At 69.4% G+C, this 13,060-nt stretch carries 10 protein-coding genes; 5 read left to right on the plus strand and 5 right to left on the minus strand.

Annotated features, from left to right (window positions below):
• Positions 1-76: 76 nt before the first annotated feature.
• A complete protein-coding gene (gene aspS / locus ACZ5CR_RS35390; protein WP_468865302.1) occupies positions 77-1,861 on the minus strand; it encodes an aspartate--tRNA ligase in 1,785 nt (594 codons plus the stop codon).
• Between the two features lie 222 nt (positions 1,862-2,083).
• Positions 2,084-3,058 (minus strand): S1 family peptidase, encoded by a 975-nt coding sequence (locus ACZ5CR_RS35395; RefSeq protein WP_468865304.1) that lies wholly within the window; start codon positions 3,056-3,058, stop codon positions 2,084-2,086.
• A gap of 342 nt (positions 3,059-3,400) precedes the next feature.
• Between ACZ5CR_RS35395 and ACZ5CR_RS35400 the strand changes: the two genes are divergently transcribed.
• A complete protein-coding gene (locus ACZ5CR_RS35400) occupies positions 3,401-5,581 on the plus strand; it encodes a SpoIIE family protein phosphatase (RefSeq protein ID WP_468865305.1) in 2,181 nt (726 codons plus the stop codon).
• Positions 5,582-5,621: 40 nt separating this feature from the next.
• Here the strand turns inward: ACZ5CR_RS35400 and ACZ5CR_RS35405 are convergent, their stop codons facing one another.
• From ACZ5CR_RS35405 to ACZ5CR_RS35415, 3 genes are all read right to left on the minus strand, one after another.
• A complete protein-coding gene (locus tag ACZ5CR_RS35405) occupies positions 5,622-6,725 on the minus strand; it encodes an AI-2E family transporter (RefSeq protein WP_468865307.1) in 1,104 nt (367 codons plus the stop codon).
• 114 nt (positions 6,726-6,839) lie between these two features.
• Positions 6,840-7,796: a pirin family protein gene (locus ACZ5CR_RS35410; protein WP_468865309.1), complete on the minus strand. Its 957-nt coding sequence runs from the start codon at positions 7,794-7,796 to the stop codon at positions 6,840-6,842.
• Between the two features lie 122 nt (positions 7,797-7,918).
• A complete protein-coding gene (locus tag ACZ5CR_RS35415) occupies positions 7,919-8,404 on the minus strand; it encodes an SseB family protein (protein WP_389902451.1) in 486 nt (161 codons plus the stop codon).
• A 242-nt stretch (positions 8,405-8,646) separates the two neighbouring features.
• Here ACZ5CR_RS35415 and ACZ5CR_RS35420 point away from each other — a divergent pair, with 242 nt between their 5' ends.
• The 4 genes from ACZ5CR_RS35420 to ACZ5CR_RS35435 all read left to right on the plus strand — a co-directional run bounded on the left by ACZ5CR_RS35420 (position 8,647) and on the right by ACZ5CR_RS35435 (position 13,035).
• Positions 8,647-10,482, plus strand: coding sequence for an acyl-CoA dehydrogenase (locus tag ACZ5CR_RS35420; RefSeq protein ID WP_468865311.1), 1,836 nt, complete (start codon positions 8,647-8,649; stop codon positions 10,480-10,482).
• A gap of 259 nt (positions 10,483-10,741) precedes the next feature.
• Complete coding sequence (locus ACZ5CR_RS35425) at positions 10,742-12,097, plus strand: M18 family aminopeptidase (RefSeq protein ID WP_468865312.1); 1,356 nt, start codon at positions 10,742-10,744, stop codon at positions 12,095-12,097.
• A 95-nt stretch (positions 12,098-12,192) separates the two neighbouring features.
• Complete coding sequence (locus tag ACZ5CR_RS35430; RefSeq protein WP_468865314.1) at positions 12,193-12,414, plus strand: DUF6458 family protein; 222 nt, start codon at positions 12,193-12,195, stop codon at positions 12,412-12,414.
• A 123-nt stretch (positions 12,415-12,537) separates the two neighbouring features.
• Positions 12,538-13,035, plus strand: a complete 498-nt coding sequence (locus tag ACZ5CR_RS35435) for an LURP-one-related/scramblase family protein (protein WP_468865316.1) — start codon at positions 12,538-12,540, stop codon at positions 13,033-13,035.
• The last annotated feature ends 25 nt before the right edge of the window (positions 13,036-13,060 follow it).

Consider the following 13,060-nt stretch of genomic DNA (forward strand, 5'->3'; position numbering starts at 1 on the left):
TTGATTCCGGGCCCGACTCGCCTACTGACGAAGGAACTCGACGGGACTCGACGGGACCCGACGAGACCCGACGGGACTACTTGTCCGTCTCGCCCTTGCCGGAGGCGACCGGCTTGCGCAGCGTGAGGTTCAGCTCGCGCAGTCGGCTCTCCTCCAGCTCGGAGGGCGCGCCCATCATCAGGTCCTGCGCGTTGCCGTTCAGCGGGAACGCGATCGTCTCGCGGATGTTCGGCTCGTCCGCGAGGAGCATGACGATGCGGTCGACGCCGGGGGCGATGCCGCCGTGCGGCGGGGCGCCGAGGCGGAAGGCGCGGAGCATGCCCGCGAACTCCCGCTCCACCGTCTCGGCTTCGTAGCCCGCGATCCCGAAGGCCTTGAGCATGACCTCGGGCTCGTGGTTACGGATGGCGCCGGACGACAGCTCGATGCCGTTGCAGACGATGTCGTACTGCCAGGCGAGGATGTCGAGGGGGTCCTTCTCCTCCAGGTCCTTCATGCCGCCCTGCGGCATCGAGAAGGGGTTGTGGGAGAAGTCGATCTTGCCGGTGTCCTCGTCCTTCTCGTACATCGGGAAGTCGACGATCCAGCAGAAGCGGAAGACGCCCTCTTCGAAGTGCCCGGCGCGCTTGGCGGCCTCGACGCGCACCGCGCTCATGATCTTCGAGACCTCGTCGAACTCGCCCGCGCCGAAGAAGACCGCGTGCCCGGGGGCGAGGGAGAGGCGCTTCGTGAGCTCCTCTACGTTCGCCTCCGTCAGGAACTTCGCGATCGGACCCGTCAGCGAACCGTCCTCGGCGACGCGCACCCAGGCCAGGCCCTTCGCGCCCTGCTCGACCGCGTAGTCACCGAGGCCGTCGAAGAACTTGCGGGACTGCGACGCCGTGTCCGGCACCGGAAGGGCGCGCACGTGCTTGCCCGCGAACGCCTTGAACTCGGAGTCCGCGAAGATGTCCGTGATGTCGCTCAGTTCGAGCTTCGCGCGCAGGTCCGGCTTGTCGTTGCCGTACTTCAGCATCGACTCGCGGAACGGGATGCGGGGGAACGGAGACGTGACCTCGCGGCCACCGCCGTACTCCGTGAAGATCTCCGTCATCAGCTTCTCGATGGGCTGGAAGACGTCTTCCTGCTCCACGAAGCTCATCTCGACGTCGAGCTGGTAGAACTCGCCCGGCGAACGGTCCGCGCGGGCGTCCTCGTCGCGGAAGCACGGCGCGATCTGGAAGTAGCGGTCGAAGCCCGAGATCATGAGCAGCTGCTTGAACTGCTGCGGGGCCTGCGGCAGGGCGTAGAACTTGCCCGGGTTCAGGCGGGACGGCACGACGAAGTCGCGGGCGCCCTCGGGGGACGTCGCGGCGAGGATCGGCGTCGCCATCTCGTTGAAGCCGAGGGCCACCATCTTCGAGCGGATCGAGGCGATGACGGACGAGCGCAGCATGATGTTGCGGTGCATGCGCTCGCGGCGCAGGTCGAGGAAGCGGTACTCAAGGCGCCGCTCCTCGTTCACGCCGTCGTCCGCGTTGATCGTGAACGGGATCTGCTGGGCGGCGCCGAGCACCTCGACCTCGGCGGCCTCGATCTCGATCTCGCCGGTGGGCAGCTCGGGGTTCACGTTCTCCGTGCCGCGCGAGACGACCTTGCCGTCGATACGGACGACCGTCTCCTTGGAGAGCTTGTCGAGCGTCTCGGCGGCGGACGTGCCGGGGCGGGCCACCAGCTGCGTGATCCCGTAGTGGTCGCGCAGATCGATGAAGAGGATGCCGCCCAGGTCTCGGCGATTGTGCAGCCAGCCGCTCAGCCGGACGTCGGAGCCGACGTCAGAGGCGCGGAGCTCGCCGCAGGTGTGGGACCTGTACCGATGCATCTTCGTTCATCCAGTCTTCGCGTATAGGGGTTCGCGTATAGGGGAGAGAGCAGGCAGGGCTCAAGGCTACCGTCCGGGCGGAGATCGCTTTCCGGATTAACGACCGGGCCACCCCCCGGGCCACCCTCGGACCAACCCCGGACCAACCCCGGACCACCCTCGGACCGCTCTCCAGGCATCCCAGGGGCCGCCCTCTGACTCCTTGGGTTGCGCCGATTCCGCTCAGGCGGCGCCGCGGGCCTTGCGTCGGCGTACCGCGACGGTGATACCGCCACCAGCGACGATCAGCGCGGCAGCCGCACCGGTGATCGCCGCGGTGTTGTCGTTCGTACCGGTGTCGGCGAGGTCGGAGCTCCGGGCCGCGGTTGGCCGGGCGCTGTTGGTCTTCATGGTCTTGTCGATCCAGCCCGTGTAGGCGGGCGCGCTGGTGTAGAGGCCGGGGCCCTGCGAGCACGGCACCTTCGGGGCACCAGGTCCCGAGGTCGCCCCGATCAGCTCCCAGCGGCCGTCCCGGCCCTTTTGGACCTGCGGTCCGCCGGAGTCCCCGAAGCACGCCATGGCCTTGGGCACGGTGGTGATGGTGCACAGCCTGGTCCGGTCCGCGTAGCCGGGCGCGCACTCGGACTCGGCGCCCCTGCGGGTGTTCAGCTCCTGCAACCGGTCGGCAAACGCGAACTTGGCGTCGACGGTGGTGCCGAAGCCCAGGATCCGGGTCGGCGTGCCGGGCCGTCCGGCCTGCTCGGCGATCTTGATGGGTTGCTGGGTGACCGGGCGGTCCAGGCGTATCAGCGCGATGTCGTTCTTGTTGGCGGCCTTGTTGTCGCCGTTCACATAGCCGGGGTGGACGAAGGTCCGGTCCATCTTCCGGACAGTGCCACCGGACTTGCGGTGGTCGCTGCCGACGCGCACGGTGCCCTCCAGTTCGAGGCCGTCGCCCTGCACGCAGTGTGCGGCCGTCAGCACCCACTGCTGATCGACCAGCGACGCCCCGCACGTCCCGTCGTTCAGACCCAGCTCGGGGGCCGACTCCGGGATGGTCGCCATGAACGGGTACCTCTCGGTGGAGTCCGATCCGTTGACGATGGCGTCGGCGCTGCCGACCATGACGGTGGCGCAGGCCGCGGCGGCCAGAGCGCCGACGACAGCGGTGCGGGTAGTGCGGGCGGTACGGCGGCGCAGCGGCTTGGAGCTGAACACAGGACGTTCCTTTTCTTGCATGGTGAATCCGTATGCGTTCAGCCTTGTTGTTCGGGGCCTGCCGGACCATCCGGGCAACGGGCCGGTCGATGATGTGGCTAGCCCCCCTATGTACTGCGGAAAGCTCGTGTACTGGGGAAAGCTCGCAGCTGTACTGGGAAAGCTCGCGGCCCGGAGCGTGGCTGCTGCCCGGCAGAGGAAAACCAGTCCCCCCGGGCAGAGCGCCCGCTCCACATACGGACCGGACGCGGCCCGGCCCCACCGCCCGCGTCTGGCACTGGTTCGCGCTCCCCGCCACCCCGGCGGTGGCGACTTGCCCCCCGATCTTCCTAAAGTGGGTCAATGCGCAACGACGATCCCTTGCAAGAGGCGGGGGACGCACCCCTGCCTCCCGTACGGGACGTCCTGGCCGCCATCGCGACCGGCCTGTGGCGCTGGGACAACGCGGCAGGCACCGTCACGCTCGACGCCGAGGCGGCCCGGCTCCTCGGGCTTCCCCCGCACGCCCAGGCCCTCACCGAGGCGGGCGTGCGCTCCCGCTTCCACCCCGTCGACTGGAACGAGATCGACGGCATCGTCCAGCTCGCCGTCGCCGAGGGCACCCTGGCCGAGGCCCGCCTGCGGATCATGGACGACCAGGGCCGGGTGCTCCGCATCGTGCGCAGCCGCTCCAAGCCCGTCATCGACGAGGCCACACACTCGTACGAGCTCATCGGCACCCTGCAAGAGGTCACCGAACCCTCGCCGGGCGCCGCCGCGCGCACCCCGGTCACCGGTGACTGGCGGCGCTCCCGCGAGGCGTTCCTGCTCGACGCCGGGCGTGCGCTCGCCGAGGCGCGGTCGACCGAGGAGGTCCTTCGCGTCGCCAGTGGGCTCTCCATGCCGGGGTTCTCGCCGGACGGGCTCGGTGTCTTCGGGGTCGAGGGCGACCGGCTGAAGATCATCGGGCATCACGGGCACAAGCCCGGCGACGACGTGCCCTTCTCCGCGATGCCCCTGGACACGGACTATCCGGCCGCCGAGGTGGTGCGCACGGGCCGCGCGGTCTACCTCTCGTCGCCCGACGAGTACCACCGCCGCTACCCCGCCACCTGGCCGCTCGCCCAGCCCTTCGACCGGAAGTCGTGGGCGTTCCTGCCACTGACCGTCGCGGGCCGCACGATGGGCGCGTGGCTGGCGGCCTTCGCCTATCCCGTCTCCTTCACGCCGGACGAGCGCTCCGTCCTGACGACGGTGGCCCGGATGCTGGCCCAGGCCCTGTCGCGGGCCGGGGTCGCCGAGTCGGAGCGGGAGCTGACGGAGGGGCTTCAGCGCTCGATGCTGCCGGTGCTCGGGCCGCGCATCCCCGGGATGGCCGTGGCCGCGCGGTATGTGCCGACCGGCGGCGGGCTCCAGGTGGGCGGCGACTGGTACGACATGATCCCGCTGCCCAACGGCCGCATCGCCTTCGTCATCGGCGACGTACAGGGGCACGACGTGCGCGCGGCGGGCCTGATGGGGCAGCTGCGGATCGCCCTGCGCGCGTACGCCTCCGAGGGCCACCGCCCTGACGCCGTGCTCTCCCGGGCGACGCGCTTCCTGTCGGGGATGACGGACGGCGTCACGATCGGGTCGGACGGCGGTGTCGGAGGCGACCCCGCCGACCCGCGCTTCGCGACCTGCCTCTACGTGGAGGCCGACCCCGTCACCGGCATCCTGGAGATCGCCCGCGCGGGCCACCCGGAGCCCGCGATACGGATGAGCGACGGAACGGTTCTGCTGCGCCCCACGGCGGGCGGCCTGCCGCTCGGCATCGACCCGGACGCGGACTACCCGACGACGCGCCTCGTCCTGGAGGCCGGCGAGACGATGCTGGTCTGCACCGACGGCCTGATCGAGACCGGCGGCCACGACCTGGACAGCGGCTGGAAGCGGATCCGCCAGATCCTGGAGGAGTACGGGGGCCACGGCGACGGCGACGGCGACGATGGTCTTGAGGAGCTGGCCGACACCCTCGTACAGGCCGTGCACGGGCCCTCCTCGCACCACACCACGGGCCCCCTCGTGGACCGGCGCGAGGACGACATCGCGGTCCTGCTCCTGCGCAGATACGGCCACCCCGCCCACCGCACGCCCGCCCGCCGCACCGTCCTGACGGTCGCGCAGGCCGAGCCGGAGCGCATCGCGGGGGCGCGGCGGCACATGCGGGAGCTGCTGCACGACTGGGCGGTCGCCGATCAGGTCGACTCGGCGGTCCTGATGGTCTCCGAGATGATCACGAACGTACTCGTGCACACGGACGGCGACGCCATGCTGGTCGCCGAGGTCACCGGGGAGCCGGGATCGCGCTGCCTGCGGGCCGAGGTCTCGGACGGCAGCGACGACCTGCCGCACAAGCGCCACCCCGGTGAACTCGCCTCGTCCGGGCGGGGGTTGGTGCTCATGGAGCTCCTCGCCGACGAGTGGGGGGTGGACCCCAAGGGCAAGGGCAAGAGCATCTGGTTCGAGCTCTACGAGGGGGAGAGCAGCCCGTCCGGCGATTGAGGACGAACTCGGCGAAGCCGGTGCTCAACGGCGCGCGAAACTACCCCGCACGTTCCGCACCCTCCACGCCCTCCGCACGTTCCGCGCCCACCGCGCCCTCCACGCCCACCGCACCCTCCGGATAACGCTCCCGCAGCTCCGAAATCACCCCGAACGCCGCCGCCGTCACCGGCACCGCGAGCAGCATCCCCAAAATCCCCGCCACGGACGCCCCCGCGGTGATCGCCAGCATGACGACCGCCGGATGCATCTGCACGGTCCGCGACTGGATCACCGGCTGGAGCACGTGCCCTTCGAGGACCTGCACGGCGAGTACGACGCCCAGCGCCCACAGCGCGATGATGAAACCGCGGTCGGCGAGCGCGACGAGGACGGCGACGGCGCCGGAGATGAAAGCACCCAGATAGGGGATGTAGGCGCCGATGAACACGAGTGCGCCGAGCCCCAGCGCCCCCGGCACCCCCAGGATCAGCAGCCCGATGGTGATGCAGACGGCGTCGATCAGGGCGATGAACGTGGTCCCGCGCATGAAGCCCTCGACGGCCTCGAAGGCACGTCTGCCCATCGCCTCGACGACGTCGGCGGTGCCGTGCGGGGCGAGCGAGCGCATGGAGCTCATGGCCCGGTCGGAGTCGCGCAGGAAGAAGAAGACGAGCAGCAGCGCGAGGACGGCCATGGCGGTCATCTCGCCGACGACGCTGAGCCCGCTGAGCACTCCGGAGGCCGCGGAGCCGCCGAACTTGCCGAGCAGTTCCTTGGCGTTGGACGCCATGTCGTCAAGGGAGGTGCCCGCCGCACCGAAGTGCTCGGACAGGTCGGTCGCGGCCTGCTTCAGGGAGGCGATGATCTGGTCGCCGGTGTCGATCAGGGCCTTGACCACGATGTACACCGCGCCGCCGACGACCGCGACGACGGCCGCGCAGGTCAGTCCCGCGGCCAGCGAGCGCTGCACCTTCATCTTCAGGAGCCATCGGTAGACGGGCCCGAGGAGCGCCGTGCCGAGGAGGGCGAGCAGGACCGGCGTGACGGCCGTCTTGAAGGTGACGAAAAGCCAGATCGCCACGGCGGCCACGCCGGCGACGAGCAGGAGGACGGCGCACCAGGCGGCGGTACGACGTACGGGCTCGGGCAGAAGGGTGCTCACCCTCCTACCCGAGCATGGCCTCACCGGCCCCGCACGTCGTGTACGCCCAACAGGCGCTCACATCCCGTGCGCCCCGCACGTCGTGTACGCCCAACAGGTAAGCCCAACAGGCGCTTACATGCCGTGCACGGCAGGAACCGTACCGAGCAGACCCTTCTGGAAGTCCTCGAACGCCTGCTGGAGCTCGGCCTGACTGTTCATCACGAACGGTCCGTAGTGCGCCATCGGCTCACGGATCGGCTGCCCGCCGAGCAGCACGACCTCCAGGTCGGGGGTGTTCCCGTCCTGCTTCTCGTCCGCGCGGACGGTCAGCGAGGAGCCGGAGCCGAAGACCGCCGTCTGGCCCTGGTGCACCGGACGGCGCTCGGCACCGACCGTGCCGCGTCCGGCGAGCACGTACGCAAGGCCGTTGAAGTCCTCGCGCCAGGGCAGCGTGACCTCGGCACCGGGGCGGACCGTCGCGTGGATCATCGTGATCGGTGTGTGCGTGATGCCGGGGCCCTCGTGCCCGTCGAGCTCACCGGCGATGACGCGCAGGAGCGCGCCGCCGTCGGGCGAGGTGAGGAGCTGCACCTGGCCGCCGCGGATGTCCTGGTAGCGGGGGTCCATCATCTTGTCCCGCGCGGGCAGGTTCACCCACAGCTGGAGGCCGTGGAAGAGGCCGCCGGACTGGACGAGGGACTCCGGCGGCGCCTCGATGTGCAGGAGGCCTGAGCCGGCGGTCATCCACTGGGTGTCGCCGTTCTGGATGGTGCCGCCGCCACCGTTCGAGTCCTGGTGCACGAAGGTTCCGTCGATCAGGTACGTGACGGTCTCGAAGCCGCGGTGCGGGTGCCAGGGAGTCCCCTTCGGCTCACCGGCTCCATAGTCCACCTCTCCCATCTGGTCCATCATGATGAACGGGTCGAGGTGCTTGTAGTTGATCCCCGCGAACGCCCGGCGCACCGGGAAGCCCTCGCCCTCGAAACCGCTGGGTGCGGTCGTCACGGCGAGCACGGGGCGGGCCACGGCGTCGGCGGACGCGGCCACACGGGGCAGGGTCAGCGGGTTCTCGACGGTCACAGCGGGCATGTCGGTGCCTCCTTCTTCGTACGTCCACTTTAGTTGAACGTAGAACTTCTTGCCACCGGGAACGCGAGACGCCCGGAGGTAATTCCCTCCGGGCGTCACAACGGCATCAGTGCGGGCAGTCGCTAGCCGTACATCCGGCGCATCGCGAAATCGACCATCTGTTCGACAGCCTTGGCATCGAAGACCATACGGTGCTCGCCCTCCATGTCGAGGACGAAGCCGTAGCCGGTGGGGAGCAGGTCGATGACCTCGGCGCCCGTGATCACGAAGTACTTGGACTCCTTGCCCGCGTACCGGCGCAGCTCCTTGAGCGACGTGAACATCGGGATCACGGGCTGCTGGGTGTTGTGCAGGGCGAGGAAGCCGGGGTTGTCGCCGCGCGGGCAGTAGACCTTCGAGGTGGCGAAGGCCTGCTGGAAGTCCTCTGCGGACATCGAACCCGTGGTGAAGGCGCGCACCGCGTCCGCGAGGGACGGGGGCGACGGCTCGGGATAGAGCGGGGGCTGCTGCTGGGCGTACCCGCCCGCGCCGCCCTGCATCTGCTGCGGCGGCGGCTGCGGCGGTGCGTAATTCTGCCCGGCGCCCGCTTGTTGGTCGTAGCCGTACATGGGGGCAAGCCTACCGAGGCCGGACGGGGCGCTGCTCACACTTGGGGGATCAGGGGTTGCGTCTTATTACCGGCGGGTAGCATTATCGGTAGCTACTAACTGGTACGTGGTTTTTTCGCTTACGCGGACCCGCTCACGCAGATCCGCTCACGCGGACCCGTTCACGCGGACCCGCTTACGCAGACCCGCTTACACAGACCCGCCTGACCTTTCCGCCTCCCCGAACCAACGGAGCCGTCGCCATGGGGCACTACAAGTCGAATCTCCGCGACATCGAGTTCAACCTCTTCGAGGTACTCGGCCGCGACAAGCTGTACGGCACCGGCCCGTTCGCGGAGATGGACGTCGACACCGCGAGGACCATCCTCGACGAACTGCGCCGCCTCGCCGAGAACGAGCTGGCCGAATCCTTCACGGACGCCGACCGCAACCCGCCGGTGTTCGACCCCGAGACCAACACCGCGCCGGTCCCGGCGTCCTTCAAGAAGAGCTACCAGGCCTTCATGGACTCCGACTACTGGCGCCTGGGCCTGCCCGAGGAGATCGGCGGCACGACCGCTCCCCGCTCCCTGATCTGGGGTTACGCGGAGCTCCTCCTCGGCGCCAACCCGGCGGTCTGGATGTACTCCTCCGGTCCGGCGTTCGCGGGCATCCTGCACGAAGAGGGCAACGAGGCGCAGAAGAAGGTCGCCTCGATCGCCGTCGACAGGCAGTGGGGCTCGACGATGGTCCTGACCGAGCCGGACGCCGGTTCGGACGTCGGCGCGGGCCGCACGAAGGCCGTGCAGCAGGACGACGGCTCCTGGCACATCGAGGGCGTGAAGCGCTTCATCACGTCCGGTGAGCACGACATGTCGGAGAACATCCTCCACTACGTCCTCGCCCGCCCCGAGGGCCACGGCCCCGGCACGAAGGGCCTCTCGCTCTTCCTGGTCCCCAAGTACGAGTTCGACTGGGAGACCGGCGAGCTGGGCGACCGCAACGGCGTCTACGCCACGAACGTCGAGCACAAGATGGGCCTCAAGGCGTCCAACACGTGCGAGATGACGTTCGGCGACCGCCACCCCGCCAAGGGCTGGCTGATCGGCGACAAGCACGACGGCATCCGCCAGATGTTCATGATCATCGAGTTCGCCCGCATGATGGTCGGCACGAAGGCCATCGCGACGCTCTCGACGGGTTACCTCAACGCCCTGGAGTACGCCAAGGAGCGCGTGCAGGGCCCGGACCTGGCCCAGTTCATGGACAAGACCGCGCCGAAGGTGACGATCACCCACCACCCGGACGTACGCCGTTCGCTGATGACGCAGAAGGCGTACGCGGAGGGCATGCGCGCCCTTGTCCTGCACACCGCCGCCGTCCAGGACGACATCCAGGTCAAGGAGGCGGCGGGCGAGGACGCGTCGGCGCTCATCGCCCTGAACGACCTCCTCCTGCCCATCGTGAAGGGCTACGGCTCGGAGAAGTCGTACGAGCAGCTGGCGCAGTCGCTCCAGACGTTCGGCGGCTCGGGGTACCTCCAGGAGTACCCGATCGAGCAGTACATCCGTGACGCCAAGATCGACACCCTCTACGAGGGCACGACGGCCATCCAGGGCCAGGACTACTTCTTCCGGAAGATCGTCCGTAACCAGGGTGCCGCGCTGAACGGCCTCGCCGAGGAGATCAAGAAGTTCCTCGCGGTCGACACGGGCGGCGAGCGGCTGGCCGGGGCCCGCGAGGAGCTGGCCAAGGCCGCGGTCGAGCTCGAGGCCATCGTCGGCGTCATGCTGACGGACCTCGCGGCCACCGAGCAGGACGTGAAGTCCATCTACAAGGTGGGCCTCAACACGACCCGCCTCCTGATGGTCTCGGGCGACGTCGTCGTCGGCTACCTCCTTCTGCGGGGCGCCGCGGTCGCCGCCGAGAAGCTGGAGTCGGCCAAGGCCGTGTCCTCCAAGGACAAGGCCTTCTACGAGGGCAAGATCGCCGCGGCCAAGTTCTTCGCGGCGAACGTCCTGCCGGGCGTCGCGAACGAGCGGAAGCTCGCCGAGGGCGTGGAGCTGGACCTGATGGAGCTGGACGAGGCGGCTTTCTAGCCACCACGGCGCTCGAAGCTCGAAGGTGGCCCGCTCCCGATTCGGGGGGCGGGCCACTGTCGTCCGTCGTCACTCTCGGCCGCGGCGCGGTCCCCGCCTCGGCCGGGAGCGGACCGTGACGCGAGGCGCTCGGGTGGGCGGGAGGGAGACATTCGCCGCGAAACGGCGGTACAAGACTCCCGGTTACGGGCACGTCACGTACAGAACCTCCAGAAAAGGCCCCCCTCACCTTGAGGAACTGCTAGCTAGTCTGGAAGCCATGAGCACACCTGCCCGCCCGTCTCCCCCCGCCGCCCCCGCAAAGAGCGCTCCGCGCGCCCCTCTTGCCTTCGACCGCGGCCACTCCGACGACCTGTTGACCTTCCTGGCGGCAAGCCCCTCCCCCTACCACGCGGTGGCGAGCGCCGCGGAGCGGCTGGAGAAGGCCGGTTTCCGGCAGGTCGAGGAGACCGACGCCTGGGACGGGTCGACGGGCGGGAAGTATGTGCTGCGCGGCGGCGCGATCGTCGCCTGGTACGTCCCTGAGGGCGCGTCCGCACACACCCCGTTCCGCATCGTCGGCGCCCACACCGACTCCCCGAACCTCCGCGTCAAGCCGAAGCCGGACGCGGGCGGGCACGGCTGGCGGCAGGTGGCGGTCGAGATCTACGGCGGCCCGCTGCTCAACTCCTGGCTCGACCGCGACCTCGGCCTCGCGGGCAGGCTCTCGCTGCGGGACGGCTCGACGCGCCTGGTGAACATCGACCGGGCGCTCCTGCGGGTCCCGCAGCTGGCGATCCACATGGACCGCGGGGTGGTCGCCGACGGCCTCAAGCTCGACAAGCAGAAACACATGCAGCCCATCTGGGGGCTCGGCGACGACGTACACGAAGGCGACCTCATCCACTTCCTGGAGGAGGAGGCGGGCCTTGCCCACGGCGAGGTCACCGGCTGGGACCTGATGACGCACCCCATCGAGGCGCCCTCCTACCTCGGCCGCGACCGCGACCTCATCGCGGGCCCGCGGATGGACAACCTGCTCTCCGTGCACGCCTGTACGGCGGCGCTCGCCGCCGTCGCCACGGCACAGGACGCCGAATCCCTCGCGTACATCCCCGTACTCGCCGCCTTCGACCACGAGGAGAACGGCTCGCAGTCCGACACGGGCGCGGACGGCCCGCTGCTCGGCTCGGTGCTCGAACGCTCCGTCTTCGCGCGCGGCGGCACGTACGAGGACAAGGCCCGCGCCTTCGCCGGCACCGTCTGCCTCTCCTCCGACACGGGTCACGCCGTGCACCCCAACTACGCGGAGCGGCACGACCCGACACACCACCCGCGCGCCAACGGCGGCCCGATCCTCAAGGTCAACGTCAACAACCGGTACGCCACGGACGGCGCGGGACGCGCCGTGTTCGCCGCCGCGTGCGAGAGAGCCGGCGTGCCCTTCCAGAGCTTCGTCTCGAACAACGCGATGCCCTGCGGCACGACGATCGGGCCGATCACCGCGGCCCGGCACGGCATCAAGACCGTCGACATCGGCGTCGCGATCCTCTCGATGCACAGCGTGCGCGAGCTGTGCGGGGCGGACGACCCGTACCTCCTCGCCAACGCGTTGGTGGCGTTCCTGGAGGGCTGAGGCCGAGGGTTGGTCTCCGCTTCTCCGTGTGGGCGTGGCGCGTCCGGGTACCCGGACGCAACGCCACGACTTCACGACTTAGGGAGGCGGTCCACATGGGCCTGGGAGGATGCATCATCTTGATCGCCGTGGGCGCCATCCTCGCGTTCGCCACCGACTGGCAGATGGACGGCATCAATCTCACCGTCACCGGCCTGATCATGATGGCCGTGGGCGTGATCGGTGTCGCCGCGTTCACCAACGCGCGCCGCAAGACAGTCGTGCCGCCGGGCGCGACCGTGGTCGAGACGGACAACGACCACCACCACGGCCTCTGACAGGCATCGTCGGGCCCGGCAGCCACTCCTGTGGCCCGCCGGGCCCGACGCCATGTGGCCACTTCACGGTGAACTCCCCCGCTTCCCCTTGTGCAGAGCGCGTCGCGGGGTAGTCATGGCTGCATGAAACTTCTCGTACGCGACCGACTGCTCGGCATCGGTGACGACTACTGGATCGAGGACGACCAGGGCCAGAAGGTCTTCTTCGTCGACGGCAAGGCGATGCGCCTGCGCGAGACCTTCGAGCTCAAGGACATGCAGGGGCGCATCCTCATCGACATCCGCGCCAAGATGCTGGCGCTGCGCGACACGATGCTGATCGAGCGGGACGGCGAACCGCTGGCCAAGGTCAAGCGCAAGCGCCTCTCGCTCCTGCGCAACCACTACCGCGTGGAGCTGGTCGACGGCACCGAGCTCGACGTGAGCGGCAAGATCCTGGACCGCGAGTTCGCCATCGAGTACGACGGCGAGCTCCTGGCCGACATCTCGCGCCGCTGGTTCTCGGTCCGCGAGGCGTACGGCCTGCACATCACCCGCGACGACGCCGACGCGTCCCTGCTCCTGGCCATCGCGGTCTGTGTGATCCGCCTGGCGGAGAAGGAGCGGGGCGACGACGACTGACGAGGGCTGACGACAGGTGACGACG

Source organism: Streptomyces sp. NPDC031274, assembly GCF_055570235.1.